General features: G+C 69.2%; 15 protein-coding genes. All 15 read left to right on the plus strand.

Annotated features, from left to right (window positions below):
- Nucleotides 1-13 precede the first annotated feature (13 nt).
- The 15 genes from AS029_RS01725 to rpsS all read left to right on the plus strand — a co-directional run bounded on the left by AS029_RS01725 (nt 14) and on the right by rpsS (nt 14,978).
- On the plus strand, nt 14-1,390 hold the full coding sequence (locus AS029_RS01725) for a DUF58 domain-containing protein (RefSeq protein ID WP_228375853.1): 1,377 nt from the start codon (nt 14-16) through the stop codon (nt 1,388-1,390).
- Nucleotides 1,387-3,894, plus strand: a complete 2,508-nt coding sequence (locus AS029_RS01730; RefSeq protein ID WP_167345218.1) for a transglutaminase-like domain-containing protein — start codon at nt 1,387-1,389, stop codon at nt 3,892-3,894. Before AS029_RS01725 ends, AS029_RS01730 begins: the two co-directional genes overlap by 4 nt.
- Nucleotides 3,891-5,585 (plus strand): DUF5684 domain-containing protein, encoded by a 1,695-nt coding sequence (locus tag AS029_RS01735; protein ID WP_058230875.1) that lies wholly within the window; start codon nt 3,891-3,893, stop codon nt 5,583-5,585. The genes AS029_RS01730 and AS029_RS01735 overlap by 4 nt, the downstream gene beginning before the upstream one ends.
- Nucleotides 5,582-6,325, plus strand: coding sequence for a hypothetical protein (locus AS029_RS01740; RefSeq protein ID WP_058230876.1), 744 nt, complete (start codon nt 5,582-5,584; stop codon nt 6,323-6,325). Before AS029_RS01735 ends, AS029_RS01740 begins: the two co-directional genes overlap by 4 nt.
- A 352-nt stretch (nt 6,326-6,677) precedes the next feature.
- On the plus strand, nt 6,678-7,046 hold the full coding sequence (gene rpsL, locus AS029_RS01745) for a 30S ribosomal protein S12 (RefSeq protein WP_013584051.1): 369 nt from the start codon (nt 6,678-6,680) through the stop codon (nt 7,044-7,046).
- A gap of 5 nt (nt 7,047-7,051) precedes the next feature.
- Nucleotides 7,052-7,522: a 30S ribosomal protein S7 gene (gene rpsG, locus AS029_RS01750; protein ID WP_013584050.1), complete on the plus strand. Its 471-nt coding sequence runs from the start codon at nt 7,052-7,054 to the stop codon at nt 7,520-7,522.
- 87 nt (nt 7,523-7,609) lie between these two features.
- Nucleotides 7,610-9,724 (plus strand): elongation factor G, encoded by a 2,115-nt coding sequence (gene fusA, locus AS029_RS01755; RefSeq protein ID WP_058230877.1) that lies wholly within the window; start codon nt 7,610-7,612, stop codon nt 9,722-9,724.
- A gap of 160 nt (nt 9,725-9,884) precedes the next feature.
- Nucleotides 9,885-11,078: an elongation factor Tu gene (gene tuf / locus AS029_RS01760; protein WP_058230878.1), complete on the plus strand. Its 1,194-nt coding sequence runs from the start codon at nt 9,885-9,887 to the stop codon at nt 11,076-11,078.
- 153 nt (nt 11,079-11,231) lie between these two features.
- The gene (locus AS029_RS01765; protein WP_058231183.1) at nt 11,232-11,450 is read left to right on the plus strand and encodes a hypothetical protein; all 219 of its coding nucleotides are present in this window, start codon (nt 11,232-11,234) and stop codon (nt 11,448-11,450) included.
- Between the two features lie 432 nt (nt 11,451-11,882).
- Nucleotides 11,883-12,191 (plus strand): 30S ribosomal protein S10, encoded by a 309-nt coding sequence (gene rpsJ / locus AS029_RS01770; protein ID WP_013584016.1) that lies wholly within the window; start codon nt 11,883-11,885, stop codon nt 12,189-12,191.
- Between the two features lie 8 nt (nt 12,192-12,199).
- On the plus strand, nt 12,200-12,859 hold the full coding sequence (rplC, locus tag AS029_RS01775; RefSeq protein ID WP_058230879.1) for a 50S ribosomal protein L3: 660 nt from the start codon (nt 12,200-12,202) through the stop codon (nt 12,857-12,859).
- A gap of 2 nt (nt 12,860-12,861) precedes the next feature.
- Nucleotides 12,862-13,524 carry a 50S ribosomal protein L4 gene (gene rplD / locus AS029_RS01780; protein ID WP_058230880.1) on the plus strand — a complete coding sequence of 221 codons (663 nt, stop codon included), beginning with the start codon at nt 12,862-12,864 and terminating at the stop codon, nt 13,522-13,524.
- Nucleotides 13,521-13,820, plus strand: coding sequence for a 50S ribosomal protein L23 (rplW, locus tag AS029_RS01785; RefSeq protein WP_058230881.1), 300 nt, complete (start codon nt 13,521-13,523; stop codon nt 13,818-13,820). The genes rplD and rplW overlap by 4 nt, the downstream gene beginning before the upstream one ends.
- Nucleotides 13,821-13,844: 24 nt before the next feature.
- On the plus strand, nt 13,845-14,684 hold the full coding sequence (rplB, locus tag AS029_RS01790) for a 50S ribosomal protein L2 (RefSeq protein ID WP_013584012.1): 840 nt from the start codon (nt 13,845-13,847) through the stop codon (nt 14,682-14,684).
- A gap of 12 nt (nt 14,685-14,696) precedes the next feature.
- Nucleotides 14,697-14,978: a 30S ribosomal protein S19 gene (gene rpsS / locus AS029_RS01795; RefSeq protein ID WP_013584011.1), complete on the plus strand. Its 282-nt coding sequence runs from the start codon at nt 14,697-14,699 to the stop codon at nt 14,976-14,978.
- Nucleotides 14,979-14,988 lie beyond the last annotated feature (10 nt).

The raw sequence follows: 14,988 nt of genomic DNA on the forward strand, positions 1-14,988 counted from the left end.
CGGGAGGTGGCGCGTGCCCGAGTCCGATCTGACCGCGTCCCGCCTGACGCGCACGTCCGCGGCCACGATGCGCACGAGCTCGCGCACGTCGGTCACGTCGACCGCGGTGCGGCGTCAGCGCCGTATCGTGCGCGCCGTCGTCCGTGCGACCGAGGTGTGGCGTGCGCTCGTCGACGCGGTCGTGGCCGCCGCGCGCTGGGCCGGCCGGACGGTGCGTCCGGCCGGAGCGGTCGTCGTGATCGTGGCGACGGTCGGTCTGGCACTCGGGACGGCGTTCGGATGGGTCGAGTGGATGGTCGCCGGCGTCGCCGGTCTGCTGCTCGTGGCCATGAGCGTCCCGTTCCTCTTCGGCGCCCGCGCCTACGACGTCGATCTCACGTTGCAGCACGAGCGCGTCGTCGCCGGGCACGGGGTGACGGGTGAGATCGTCGTGCGCAACCACAGTGCACGGCCCGCCCTGCCGGGGCGACTCGACATCCCCGTCGGACGCGGACTGGTGGAGTTCGCGGTGCCGTTCCTGCGGTCCGGCCACACATCGAGCGAGCCCCTGGAGATCCCTCCGCTTCCGCGCGGAGTCGTGCGGATCGGCCCGGTCACGACCGTGCGCAGCGACCCGGTCGGGCTGCTCCGCCGCGAGCACGCCTTCGACGACGTCCACGATCTCTTCGTGCATCCGCGCACCGTGGCGCTCCCCTCGACCAGCGCCGGACTCATCCGCGATCTCGAGGGGAGCGCGACGCGCCGCCTCGTGGATGCCGACATGTCGTTCCACGCCATCCGCGAGTACGTGCCGGGCGATGCGCGCCGTCAGGTGCACTGGAAGTCGACGGCCAAGACCGGTCGACTCATGGTCCGGCAGTACGAGGAGTCCCGGCGCTCGCGCATGGCGATCGTGCTGGCCGCGGCGACACCGGAGTACACGGATGCCGACGAGTACGAGCTCGCCGTCTCCGCCGCGGCGTCCCTGGGCTTGCGCGCCATCCGCGACGCCCGCGACGTCGACATCGTCACCGGGTCGGAGATCCCCCGCGTGGTTAAGGGCCGCCTGCGCGCGATTCGACACATCCCGGTCGTCTCGCCGCGGACCATGCTCGACGGCTTCAGCGGCCTCGACCGGCACGACAACACGATGCCCGTCGAGGACGTCTGCCGCCTTGCATCCGAATCGACCGAGCGCTTGTCGATCGCCTTCGTCGTCGTGGGGGCGACCGTCCCCCTCGCACGGCTGCGGCAGGCGGCGCTGGCGTTCCCCACCGACACCGCGGTCGCCGCGGTCATCTGCGACGAGCGCGCGCATCCGCGCATGCAGAGCGTGGCCGGTCTCACGGTGCTGACCATCGGCACCCTCGACGATCTGTCGGGCCTGCTCGTGCGGGGAGCCGCTTCGTGACCGCCCGCCGGGACGCGCGCTCCGCGGCGCGCCGTCGCGAACCGTCGGCGACGCCCCGCCGGGTGGCAGGGGCTCTGTACACGGCGGCGTGCGTGGTGCTGGCTGCGGTGGCGGCGTGGCCCGTGTACGCCTCGGGGGCGTTCGTGCTGCTCGTGGTGGTGTCCGCGGCCGCTGCGGCGTCCGTCGTCGCCGTCGTCTCGTGGCGTCGGTGGGGCGGGTGGGCCCTCACGGCCGGGCTCGCGATCGCCTTCGCCGTCCTCTCCGTCCCCGTGGCGGTGCCGTCGCGCATGACGTCGTTGCCCGACGTGCTGCGCGGTCTCGGTGAGGCTTTCGCGGGGGTGATCGTCGCTTGGAAGGACCTGGTGACGGTCGACCTTCCGGTGGGGACGTATCGGAACCTCCTCGTCCCGGCGCTGGTGGTGTTCCTCGTGGGAACGGCCCTCACGCTGATGTTCTCGATCCGAGCGGACGGTCGCGCGCCGATCGCGGTGATCACCGGCATGGGGATGACCGGGTTCGGACTCTTCTTCGGACGCGCCGCCACCAGCGCGCCGCTGCTGGTCGGGTCGATCGAGGTGCCGGCCCCTGCCGAGACCGCCGTGGGCCTCGGCGCGCTGCTCACGGCGGTGCTGTGGCTCGCCTGGCGGACGCGCGAGGAGCGGGGGCGTGCGCTCGCCCGGGCGAGCGGCGTCGCCGCGAACGTCGGTCGGGGGGCGTCTGTCGCCGGGCGCCGCGCGGCCCTGGGCGCGGCGATGATCGTGGTCGCGGCGGTGGCGACCGTCGCCGTGGTGCCCTCCGCCGCGCGTGACGTCGACCGCCTCGTCCTCCGGTCCGCCGCCGGTCCGGAGCGCGAGATCGCGGAGGCGGCGAGTCCGCTGGCCGAGTACCGTGCGCTCTTCTCCGATACCCGCTCCGACGACGTCCTTTTCCGCGTCGGCGGCAACGGCGCGCTTCCCGAACGCGTCCGCATCGCCACCCTCGACACGTACGACGGCGAGATCTTCCGCGCGTCCGGCGACGGGGGCGGCGGGTTCGTCCGCCTCCCGTCCTCCCGCGACGCCGGTGAGGGGCGCGACGTCGACGCGGACATCGAGATCGTCGACCTCGGCGGACTGTGGATGCCGACGGCCGGGCGTCTCGCGGAGGCGACGTTCGACGGCGACCGCCGGGCTCTCCTGGCCGACCACTTCTACTACAGCGCCGAAACCCAGGCGGGCGTGCAGATCGCCGAGGGAGGGCTTCGCGCGGGCGACCGGTACCGCCTCAGAGCCGTCGAGCCGTCCGGCGCGGATCTCGCCTCGCTGTCGCCTCCCGGCGATGTTTCCGGGCTACCCGGCGGCGACAACCTGCGTCGGTGGGTGCAGGAGCACGCCGCGGGGTCTGGAGGTGCCGCCCTGCAGGGGCTCGTGCAGCTCCTCCGCGAGCGCGGGTATCTCAGCCACAGCCTGGCTCTCGAGGGGGCACCGGCGCCGGCCTGGACGGCGGACCTGCCCGGGTACCAGCTCCAGCCGAGCGCCTCCGGCCACTCGCTCGCTCGGATCGACCGCATGTTCGAGCGTTTGCTCGAGCGGGAGGACGACCCGCGGGCCGCCGCGTCCGACAATTTCGTCGCCGCCGTGGGCGACGACGAGCAGTTCTCGGTCGCGACCGCCTTGATCGCCCGCGAGTTGGGGTTCCCCGCTCGTGTCGTGGTGGGCACGCGGCTGCGTTCGTCGGATTCGTCGCTCCCCACGTGCGAGGCGGGGGAGTGCCGCGCGCGGGACGTGAGCGCCTGGACCGAGGTGCAGGGAGCAGACGGTCGGTGGACGCCGGTCGACGTCACGCCCCAGTGGGCGCAGTCGCCGAGTCTCGAGGTCACCCAGCAGCAGGACCCCGAGAACGTCACCGAGGTGCGGCCCGACACCGTGGAGGAGGTCGTCCCGCCCGAGCCGGTGCAGGAGGACGACGCCCTCGACGACGACCGCTCCACCGACGACGGCGTCGACCTGATCTGGCTGTGGGCACTCCTTCGCATCGGGGGCATCGCGGTGCTCGGCCTGCTGGTGGTCCTCGGGCCTTTCCTGGCCGTCATCGTCGCCAAGGCGCTGCGCCGGCGCGGTCGCCGGCTCGCGCCCGATCCCCGCGACGCGATCGCGGGCGGATGGGACGAGTACGTCGATGCCGGGGTCGACTCCCGCCGGGTGGTGCCGCGCGCACCGACGCGTCGCGAGACCGCCGCCGCCTTCGCCACACCGGGGGGCCTGCGATTGGCCGATGACGCCGACCGCGCCGTGTTCTCGGCCGCGTCGGTGAGCGCCGACGAGGCCGCGGCCTTCTGGCGCATCGTCGACGAGGAGCGGCGCGCCCTTCGGAGTCGACAGAGCCGATGGCAGCGGCTGCGCGCGGCCGTATCGTTGAGATCGTTCCTGCGGTTCCTCGCCCCTCGCCGTTCGCGGCAGCGGCCGCCGCATCGCGACGAGAGGGGGAAGCGTCCCGCGGCTCACGGGGGACGCGACACGACATGACCGATTCGACCATGGTGGTTCTCGGGATGACGTCGCTCGCGCTCGTCGTCGTGCTCTACGTCTGGTTCGCCCTGGCGCTGGCCGCGATGTTCGAGAAGATGGGCGAGCCGACCTGGAAGGCGTGGGTACCCATCGTCAACGTCGCGACGGTGCTGCAGCGGGGCGACTTCTCGCCGTGGCTCGTCCTGCTGAACGTGGTGCCGCTGTTCGGCGCGGTCGCCTTCGTGATCGTCTTCATCGTCGCCGTCCGTCGCATCACGGTCGGTTTCGGCGGCGGCGTCGGGTTGACCGTGGTCGGTGCCCTCGTCCCCGTGGTGTGGGCCAGCATCCTGGGGTGGGGATCAGCGCGTTGGACGGGCGAGGGCGGTGCCGGGCTCGTGGACGAGCGGTCCGGGCCCTTCCGCCGAGGTGATGACCACGCACCGGCGTACGTCCCTCTCGTCGGCGGTTGGACGCCGCAGGTCGCGGGCGCGACGGATGCGCCGGGCTCCGACCGCGGCGGGTGGGCACCCGCCGGCGGGGCCGCGACGCGCGAGCCGGGGAGCGAGCACGCTCGCTGGATTCCGGACGCACCGGCCCCCGAGCGCGAGGGACCCGGCTCCGCGCTCCCGTCCGAACCGGTCGTCCTGCCTTTCGCCGCACCATCGACCCCGCTGGCGGATGCCGTGCCCTCCTCGATCGACTGGTCGGCCCCGGCCGATCGGGGGCCGGTGTCGTTCGAGGAGCAGCGACCGATCGGCGGGTCCGCGCGACACGGTCGAACGGGGACCGATGCCGACGAATCGATGTCCGACGTGCTGGATGCGTTGCGCGACGAGAGGCCGCGCGGCGCGGGCGGTCTGCGTCGAGGGCTCGGGGTGGACGCGCTGCAGGGGCTGTCCGCCACGCGTGCCGATGAGGAGAACGCACCGACGGATGGACCGCGGGTCGTGCTCGACGCCTCGATCTCCGGCGGAGCGCCCCGCGCCGGCGAGCCCTCCGCCCCCTCGTCGTCCGAGCGACCCGACGATTCCGTCGACGCCGTCGCCGACCCGGAGCCGCCGGACGCCCCCTGGAGCACTCCGTCGCGACGGGCGCAGCGATCCGCTTCGGAGCCCGCGGCGCCGATCGCCGACGTCCCCCTCACGCGTCCGTCGCCCGAGACGGCGGCGATCGCCCGGCCGTCGGTCGTCGCCCCCGGAGAAGAGTTCCCCGAGCTGTCGGAGGCCGTGTCGGCCGTCTCCGAGGTGCCGGAGGCGGGCTCCCCGCGACCGGCTCGCACCTCCGTGTCGTCGCTGTACGCGCAATCGGCGGTCCCCGACGTCTCCGACGACGACGCGGACGCCCTCGACCGCACCGTGGTGACCAGACGCAAGCGGATTCCGTGGATGCTGGTGCCCCCCGGAGGTGCTCCGGTCGCGTTGACCTCCGATGTCGTCATCCTGGGCCGCCGGCCCGTTCCGGATGCCGCCCATCCCGACGCGCAGCTCGTGGCGATCTCCGACGAGACGCGCACGGTGTCGAAGACCCACGCCCGGCTGCAGTTGCGCGGCGACACCTGGTTCGTCACCGATCTGGACTCCACGAACGGCGTGCTGTTCGCGACCCTGATGGGCACCGAGGTCGAGGCCCCGCGGGGGGAGGAGATCGAGGCCGGCGCACGATTCTTCCTGGGAGACGCGGAGGTCCGACTGGCGCGGAGCGACGCATGAGCACGCCCGGTGGGCCGGACGACGACGTCGACGATGTGACGCTCTGGGCCGGTCGTTTGCGGGCGTGGCCGGTCGTGCCGACGCTCGACGAGGGCGACGACGCGACCGTGCGCTCAGCCCGAAGCACTCCGGCCGCCGACGACGAGGCGTCCGAGGAGGTCATCGATCCCGTCGACGACACCATCCTTCTCCGTCCGGCTGCGCGGCGGTCCGAGGCGCCGCCGACATCGACGGCCGATCCTGCGCCTGAGCGAGACGTCCCCGGGCGGGACGCCCCCGAGCGGGACGCCCCCGAGCGGGACGCCCCCGATGAGGACACCGCCCCGTCCCGGTCGACCGGCACCCGCGCCGAGCGCCGCGCGCGCGAAGCCGATGCCATCGACGCGTTCAGCGAGGCGGCGGGGACCGACACCGTCGCCCATGCGGTGGAGGTCGACGACACGACGGCGGGCTCCCGCCCTCGCGCCGGGGAGCCCGCCCCACCGCGTATCGACGACGCCTCGGGCGCGGTGCGCGAGGCGCGATCGCCCGTCGCACTCGGTCGAGAGGCGTACGGGCCGCGCGCCGACGCCCCGGTCCGGGTGGCGCGGAGGGCGGCGGACCCGCGTCCTTCGATGACGAACGCCGCGGCGGCGCACCCGCGGCGCACCCGAGGAGGTGCGCGACTGCTGATCCTGCTGGCCGTGATGGTCGCGGTCGTGGCCGTCGCTGGGGTCGGGGTCGCGCTGCTGCTCGGCTGACCGCGCGCCATCCGAGGCTCCGTGGGGCATCCTCCGCGCATGTTTGCCGCACCCCCGGAGAACGCGTATCATTGAGCGGGTGTGCGTTCACGCGCGCCGTGCGTCATGCCCTCGGGCGTGTCCTGCGGATCAACGCTCGCACCATCTCAGGGATCGGCCTGCGAACAGGTCGCCCCCACGGCATATCCACCGCGAAGCGCGCCAGATCATTCTTGCGCGGGGAGGATCACACGTGAGCCCGACACGTCACGAATCGCAAGATGAGCGACATGACGGGGGAGACACGACGCTGTCACCGTGCAGCACCCTGGGCACCACCGAGAGGCAGTGCCCAGCCGAACAAGGAGAGAACGTGCCAACCATTCAGCAGTTGGTTCGCAAGGGCCGCTCGCCGAAGGTCTCGAAGACCAAGGCGCCCGCGCTGAAGTCGAACCCCCAGCAGGCCGGCGTGTGCACCCGCGTGTACACCACGACCCCCAAGAAGCCGAACTCGGCCATGCGCAAGGTCGCCCGTGTGAAGCTGCGCAACGGCACCGAGGTCACCGCCTACATCCCCGGCGAGGGCCACAACCTGCAGGAGCACTCGCTCGTGCTCGTCCGCGGCGGTCGCGTCAAGGACCTCCCCGGTGTCCGTTACAAGATCGTCCGCGGTGCGCTCGACACCCAGGCTGTCAAGAACCGTAAGCAGGCTCGCAGCCGCTACGGCGCGAAGAAGGGCTGAGAACCATGCCTCGTAAGGGTCCCGCCCCGAAGCGTCCCGTCGTCAACGACCCGGTGTACGGCGCCCCCGTCGTCACCCAGCTCGTCAACAAGATCCTCGTCGACGGCAAGAAGTCCATCGCCGAGTCGATCGTCTACGACGCCCTCAAGGGCGTCGAGGCGAAGAACAGCCAGGACGCGGTCGCCACGCTCAAGAAGGCGCTCGACAACGTCCGTCCCACCCTCGAGGTCAAGAGCCGCCGTGTCGGCGGCTCGACCTACCAGGTTCCCGTCGAGGTCAAGCCGCACCGTGCGAACACCCTCGCGCTGCGCTGGCTCGTGAGCTACGCCAAGGGTCGTCGTGAGAAGACGATGACCGAGCGTCTGCAGAACGAGATCCTCGACGCCTCGAACGGCCTCGGTGCCGCGGTCAAGCGCCGCGAGGACACCCACAAGATGGCCGAGTCGAACCGCGCCTTCGCGCACTACCGCTGGTAAAACCCGCGGAGGGTCCGTGACCGAACCCCGGTCGCGGACCCTCCGATGGGCCCGGCATCAACCTCCCAACAGGTAAGGAAGACACCCGTGGCACAAGACGTGCTCACCGACCTGCACAAGGTCCGCAACATCGGCATCATGGCCCACATCGACGCCGGCAAGACCACGACGACCGAGCGCATCCTGTTCTACACGGGCGTCAACCACAAGATCGGTGAGACGCACGACGGTGCGGCGACCACCGACTGGATGGAGCAAGAGCAGGAGCGTGGCATCACGATCACCTCCGCCGCTGTGACCTGCTTCTGGGACAAGAACCAGATCAACATCATCGACACCCCCGGTCACGTCGACTTCACCGTCGAGGTGGAGCGCTCGCTCCGCGTGCTCGACGGCGCGGTCGCCGTCTTCGACGGCAAGGAGGGCGTCGAGCCCCAGTCCGAGACCGTCTGGCGCCAGGCCGACAAGTACGACGTCCCCCGCATCTGCTTCGTCAACAAGATGGACAAGCTGGGCGCCGACTTCTACTTCACGGTCGACACCATCGTCAACCGCCTCAAGGCCAAGCCGCTGGTCATCCAGCTGCCCATCGGCGCCGAGAACGACTTCGTCGGCGTCATCGACCTCGTCGAGATGCGCGCGCTGGTCTGGCCCGGTGACGCCAAGGGTGACGTGACCATGGGCGCGAAGTACGAGATCCAGGAGATCCCCGCCGACCTCGCCGACAAGGCCGCCGAGTACCGCCAGCAGCTGCTGGAGACCGTCGCCGAGTCCGACGACGCCCTGCTCGAGAAGTTCTTCGGCGGTGAGGAGCTCACGGTCGCCGAGATCAAGGGCGCCATCCGCAAGATGACGATCGCCTCGGAGCTCTACCCCGTGCTCTGCGGCTCGGCGTTCAAGAACCGCGGCGTGCAGCCCATGCTCGACGCCGTCGTCGACTACCTCCCCTCGCCCCTCGACGTGCCCGCCATCGAGGCGCACGACCCGAAGGACGAAGAGATCGTCATCGAGCGCCACGCCGACCGCGAGGAGCCCTTCGCGGCTCTCGCGTTCAAGATCGTGACGCACCCGTTCTTCGGTCGTCTCACGTACATCCGCGTGTACTCGGGTCACCTCGACTCCGGCGCCCAGGTCGTCAACGCGACCAAGGGCAAGAAGGAGCGCATCGGGAAGATCTTCCAGATGCACGCCAACAAGGAGATGCCGGTCGACTCGGTCACCGCCGGTCACATCTACGCCGTCATCGGCCTGAAGGACACCACCACCGGTGACACCCTGTGCGACCCGGCCAACCAGGTCGTGCTCGAGTCGATGACCTTCCCCGAGCCGGTCATCGAGGTCGCCATCGAGCCCAAGACCAAGGCCGACCAGGAGAAGCTGGGTGTCGCCATCCAGAAGCTCGCCGAAGAAGACCCGACGTTCCGCGTCGAGCAGAACGCCGAGACCGGTCAGACCGTCATCAAGGGCATGGGCGAGCTCCACCTCGACATCCTGGTCGACCGCATGAAGCGCGAGTTCAAGGTCGAGGCCAACGTCGGAAAGCCCCAGGTGGCCTACCGCGAGACCATCCGCAAGTCGGTCGAGCGCCACGACTACACCCACAAGAAGCAGACCGGTGGTTCGGGTCAGTTCGCGAAGATCCAGTTCGCGATCGAGCCCCTCGAGGTCACGGCCGACAAGATCTACGAGTTCGAGAACAAGGTCACCGGTGGTCGTATCCCGCGCGAGTACATCTCGCCGACCGACCAGGGCTTCCAGGACGCCATGAACGTCGGCGTGCTCGCCGGCTACCCCATGGTGGGCGTCAAGGCGATCCTGCTCGACGGTGCCTCGCACGACGTCGACTCCTCGGAGATGGCGTTCAAGATCGCCGGCTCCATGGGCTTCAAGGAGGCCGTCCGCAAGGCCAACCCCACCATCCTCGAGCCGATCATGGCCGTCGAGGTGCGTACTCCCGAGGAGTACATGGGCGACGTCATCGGCGACCTGAACTCGCGTCGTGGCCAGATCCAGTCGATGGAGGACGCCGCCGGCGTCAAGGTCGTCCGGGCCAACGTGCCGCTGTCCGAGATGTTCGGCTACATCGGCGACCTGCGCTCGAAGACCTCGGGCCGTGCCGTCTACTCGATGGAGTTCGACAGCTACGCCGATGTCCCGAAGGCTGTGGCCGACGAGATCATCCAGAAGAACAAGGGCGAGTAACACCGCTCTCGTGGATGCCGGGAATCCGGGTTCCGCTCGGGTTCCCGGCATCCACTCAAATTGAACACCGACTCTCTAGTAATCTGAGAACCATCCCCGCGAAGAACCGGTCGCAATCCAGCGCCCGAGACCTCGCAACCAACGTCCTGAGGAGGACCCAGTGGCTAAGGCCAAGTTCGAGCGGACCAAGCCGCACGTGAACATCGGAACGATCGGTCACGTCGACCACGGCAAGACCACGCTCACCGCTGCCATCTCGAAGGTGCTCGCCGACAAGTTCCCGTCGGCCACCAACGTTCAGCGTGACTTCGCGTCGATCGACTCGGCGCCGGAAGAGCGTCAGCGTGGTATCACGATCAACATCTCGCACGTCGAGTACGAGACCCCCAAGCGTCACTACGCTCACGTCGACGCGCCCGGCCACGCCGACTACATCAAGAACATGATCACCGGTGCCGCTCAGATGGACGGCGCGATCCTCGTGGTCGCCGCCACCGACGGCCCGATGGCTCAGACCCGCGAGCACGTCCTGCTCGCCAAGCAGGTCGGCGTGCCCTACCTGCTGGTCGCGCTCAACAAGAGCGACATGGTCGACGACGAGGAGATCCTGGAGCTCGTCGAGCTCGAGGTCCGCGAGCTGCTGTCGTCGCAGGACTTCGACGGCGACAACGCCCCCGTCGTGCGCGTCTCGGGCCTGAAGGCTCTCGAGGGCGACGAGCAGTGGGTCAACGCCATCGTCGAGCTCATGGAAGCCGTCGACGAGTCGATCCCCGACCCGGTGCGTGACAAGGACAAGCCGTTCCTCATGCCCATCGAGGACGTCTTCACCATCACCGGCCGTGGCACGGTCGTCACGGGCCGCGCCGAGCGCGGTACCCTCGGCATCAACTCCGAGGTCGAGATCGTCGGCATCCGCCCGACGCAGAAGACCACGGTCACGGGTATCGAGATGTTCCACAAGCAGCTCGACGAGGCGTGGGCCGGCGAGAACTGTGGTCTGCTCCTGCGCGGCACCAAGCGTGACGACGTCGAGCGCGGCCAGGTCGTCGTGAAGCCCGGTTCGGTCACCCCGCACACCAACTTCGAGGGCACGGCGTACATCCTGTCCAAGGAAGAGGGCGGCCGTCACAACCCGTTCTTCACGAACTACCGCCCGCAGTTCTACTTCCGCACCACCGACGTGACCGGCGTCATCACGCTGCCCGAGGGCACCGAGATGGTCATGCCCGGTGACACCACCGAGATGTCGGTCGAGCTCATCCAGCCGATCGCCATGGAAGAGGGCCTCGGCTACGCGATCCGTGAGGGTGGCCGCACCGTCGGCGCCGGCACGGTGACCAAGATCATCAAGTAAGTCCTTTCGACTTCACTCGGCAGAGGCCGGGCCTTCGGGCCCGGCCTCTGTCGTATGCGGAGAACGGATGCCGGGGTCTTCCGCGCGTGGTCGCGTCCGCTCCACAATGAAGGTGAGGTCGGCACCATGCTCGGCCCGGGAGAGGGAGAACGAATGAGCGGCGTGGACGACATCATCGCCAAGGGCAAGAAGCTCCTGGACGACAACCGCGACAAAATCGAAGAGGCGCTGAAGAGCGAGAAGGCCGAAGAGGTCAGCGACAGGGTGCTCGACGGAGCGGCCGATGCGATCAAGAAGGTCGTGCCGGCCGAGCATCATGCCAAGGTCGACGAGGTGCGGGCGAACGTCGACAAGAACATCGGCAACGCCTGAGGTCGATCGACTCCGGCGCCGCTCCCCACGGGGGCGGCGCCGTCGTCGTTCGCGCCGCGATCCTGAGGAATAGCCGCACGCGACACGCCCGGGTTTGCAGCATGCCCGAGGGGTCCGTAGACTAGTCCAGTTCCACATTCCGGCGTGCGCTCGACGCGCGCCAGGATCACTGTCTCGGCAGTGCACAGGCGGCGCAGATGCGCAGGGTCCTGGGCCGCGGGCAGCAGAACACACACCGAACCCCCTCATCCTTCACCGGATTCGCGCGCGTGCGTGCGAGGGGCGGGCCGGAAGCCGAGGCATCCGGTTTGACAGCTGAACAGCGGTGCAGCATCTCTCGCGTGAGCGAGGGGAAGTGCCAGGGTGCGTCAGCACCACCGTGCGTCCAATGCCCCAGGTCGGGTAAGACGCGAGAAAGAGAGAGAGCAGACAATGGCGGGACAGAAGATCCGCATTCGCCTGAAGTCGTACGACCACGCCGGACTCGATTCGTCGGCGCGCAAGATCGTCGACACCGTGACCCGTGCCGGCGCCACCGTGGTGGGCCCGGTTCCCCTTCCGACCGAGAAGAACGTCGTGTGCGTCATCCGGTCGCCCCACAAGTACAAGGACAGCCGCGAGCACTTCGAGATGCGCACCCACAAGCGCCTCATCGACATCATCGACCCGACGCCCAAGGCCGTCGACTCGCTGATGCGCCTCGACCTCCCGGCCGATGTCAACATCGAGATCAAGCTCTGAGGTTCGACATGGCTGACATCAACTCCAAGATCTCCAAGGGCCTTCTCGGCACCAAGCTCGGCATGACCCAGGTGTGGGACGAGAACGGCAAGCTCGTTCCCGTCACCGTCATCGAGGTCGCCCCGAACGTCGTGACCCAGCTGCGCTCGCTCGAGAAGGACGGCTACAACGCCGTGCAGATCGGCTACGGCCAGATCGACCCCCGCAAGGTGAACAAGCCCCTCACGGCGCACTTCGAGGCCGCCGGCGTCACTCCGCGCCGCCACCTCACCGAGGTGCGCACCGCGGACGCCGCCGACTACTCGCTGGGCCAGGAGCTCACCGTCGACGGTCTCTTCGAGGCCGGCCAGCTGGTCGACGTCGTCGGCACCAGCAAGGGCAAGGGCACCGCGGGTGTCATGAAGCGCCACAACTTCAAGGGCGTCTCCGCTTCGCACGGTGCGCACCGCAACCACCGCAAGCCCGGCTCGATCGGCGCCTCGTCGACCCCCAGCCGCGTCTTCAAGGGCATGCGCATGGCCGGCCGTATGGGTGGCGAGCGCGTGACCGTCCTCAACCTCACGGTGCACGCCGTCGACGCCGAGAAGGGTCTGATGCTCGTCAAGGGCGCCGTCCCCGGTGCCCGTGGCCGCATCGTCTACGTCCGCAACGCAGTGAAGGGTGCCTGATCATGGCTGACTCGACTCTCGCGCTCGACGTCGTGAAGTCCGACGGCAACAAGGCCGGCTCCGTCGAGCTGCCCGCCGATCTCTTCGACGTCAAGACGAACATCCCCCTCATCCACCAGGTCGTCGTGGCGCAGCGCGCCGCGGCTCGCCAGGGCACGCACTCGACCAAGCGTCGTGGCGAGGTCTCGGGTGCCGGCCGCAAGCCCTTCAAGCAGAAGGGCACGGGTAACGCCCGCCAGGGCTCGATCCGCGCGCCGCACATGACCGGTGGTGGCATCGTCCACGGTCCCAAGCCCCGCGACTACGGCCAGCGCACCCCCAAGAAGATGATCGCCGCCGCCCTCCTGGGTGCGCTCAGCGACCGCGCCCGTGGCCAGCGTCTGCACATCGTCGACAGCTTCGGCATCGAGGGCGCTCCCTCGACCAAGGCCGCCGCGACCGCGCTGACGACCCTGGGCGCCGTCAAGAACGTCCTCGTGGTCATCGACCGCGACGACGAGCTGACGATCAAGAGCGTGCGCAACCTCGCGTACGTCCACGTGCTGACCTTCGGCCAGCTGAACGCCTACGACGTGCTCGTCTCCGACGACATTGTCTTCACCAAGGCCGCCTACGACGCGTTCGTCGCGTCGAAGAGCGCTGCCACCGAGGAGGTCTCGGCATGAGCGCCGTCAACAAGGACCCGCGCGACATCATCCTGAAGCCGGTCGTCTCCGAGAAGAGCTACTCGCTCATCGACGAGGGCAAGTACACCTTCCTGGTGGACCCCCGCTCGTCGAAGACCGAGATCAAGCTCGCCATCGAGAAGATCTTCGGCGTCAAGGTCGCCTCGGTCAACACGATCAACCGCGTGGGCAAGGCCCGTCGCACCCGCTTCGGCATCGGCAAGCGCAAGGACACCAAGCGCGCCATCGTCTCGCTGAAGTCGGGCACCATCGACATCTTCACGTCTGTCGGCTGACGGTCGGGATAGAGGACAAGAACAATGGCTATTCGCAAGTACAAGCCCACGACCCCCGGTCGCCGCGGCTCGTCGGTGGCCGACTTCGCCGAGATCACCCGATCGACGCCCGAGAAGTCGCTGCTGCGCCCGCTGTCGAAGACCGGTGGCCGCAACAACCAGGGTCGCATCACCACGCGTCACATCGGTGGTGGCCACAAGCGTCAGTACCGTCTGATCGACTTCCGTCGTAACGACAAGGACGGCATCGACGCCAAGGTCGCGCACATCGAGTACGACCCCAACCGCACCGCGCGCATCGCGCTGCTGCACTACGCCGACGGTGAGAAGCGCTACATCCTGGCTCCGGCCAAGCTGTCGCAGGGTGACGTCGTCGAGTCCGGCGCCGGCGCCGACATCAAGCCCGGCAACAACCTGCCGCTGCGCAACATCCCCACCGGTACCGTGATCCACGCGATCGAGCTGCGTCCCGGCGGCGGTGCGAAGATGGCCCGTTCGGCCGGTGCCTCGGTGCGCCTGGTCGCCAAGGACGGCCCCTACGCTCAGCTGCGTCTGCCCTCGGGCGAGATCCGCAACGTCGACGTGCGCTGCCGCGCGACGATCGGCGAGGTCGGCAACGCCGAGCAGTCGAACATCAACTGGGGCAAGGCCGGCCGTATGCGCTGGAAGGGCGTTCGCCCGACCGTGCGTGGTGTGGCCATGAACCCGGTCGACCACCCGCACGGTGGTGGTGAGGGTAAGACCTCCGGTGGTCGTCACCCTGTTTCGCCGTGGGGCAAGGCCGAGGGCCGCACCCGTCACGCGAACAAGGAGAGCGACAAGCTCATCGTCCGCCGTCGCACCGCCGGCAAGAAGCGCAAGTAGGAGTAGAGGAAGATGCCTCGCAGCCTTAAGAAGGGCCCCTTCGTCGACGAGCACCTGCTTCGCAAGGTCGTCTCGCAGAACGAAGCCGGTTCGAAGAACGTCATCAAGACCTGGTCGCGCCGTTCGATGATCATCCCCGCCATGCTGGGACACACCATCGCCGTGCACGACGGTCGCAAGCACATCCCCGTGTTCGTGACCGAGACCATGGTCGGCCACAAGTTGGGCGAGTTCTCGCCCACCCGCACCTTCCGCGGCCACGTGAAGGACGACAAGAAGGGCCGTCGCCGCTAAGGCGACCGAG

It is taken from the genome of Microbacterium enclense (assembly GCF_001456955.1).
Taxonomy (GTDB): domain Bacteria; phylum Actinomycetota; class Actinomycetes; order Actinomycetales; family Microbacteriaceae; genus Microbacterium; species Microbacterium enclense.

Excerpts from the sequence above, each read along its gene's own strand:
- AS029_RS01735 (WP_058230875.1), top strand. The coding sequence starts at position 3,891 with ATGACCGATTCGACCATGGTGGTTCTCGGGATGACGTCGCTCGCGCTC.
- AS029_RS01740 (WP_058230876.1), top strand. The coding sequence starts at position 5,582 with ATGAGCACGCCCGGTGGGCCGGACGACGACGTCGACGATGTGACGCTC.
- rpsG (WP_013584050.1), top strand. The coding sequence starts at position 7,052 with ATGCCTCGTAAGGGTCCCGCCCCGAAGCGTCCCGTCGTCAACGACCCG.
- AS029_RS01765 (WP_058231183.1), top strand. The coding sequence starts at position 11,232 with ATGAGCGGCGTGGACGACATCATCGCCAAGGGCAAGAAGCTCCTGGAC.
- rpsJ (WP_013584016.1), top strand. The coding sequence starts at position 11,883 with ATGGCGGGACAGAAGATCCGCATTCGCCTGAAGTCGTACGACCACGCC.
- rplC (WP_058230879.1), top strand. The coding sequence starts at position 12,200 with ATGGCTGACATCAACTCCAAGATCTCCAAGGGCCTTCTCGGCACCAAG.
- rplD (WP_058230880.1), top strand. The coding sequence starts at position 12,862 with ATGGCTGACTCGACTCTCGCGCTCGACGTCGTGAAGTCCGACGGCAAC.
- rplW (WP_058230881.1), top strand. The coding sequence starts at position 13,521 with ATGAGCGCCGTCAACAAGGACCCGCGCGACATCATCCTGAAGCCGGTC.
- rplB (WP_013584012.1), top strand. The coding sequence starts at position 13,845 with ATGGCTATTCGCAAGTACAAGCCCACGACCCCCGGTCGCCGCGGCTCG.
- rpsS (WP_013584011.1), top strand. The coding sequence starts at position 14,697 with ATGCCTCGCAGCCTTAAGAAGGGCCCCTTCGTCGACGAGCACCTGCTT.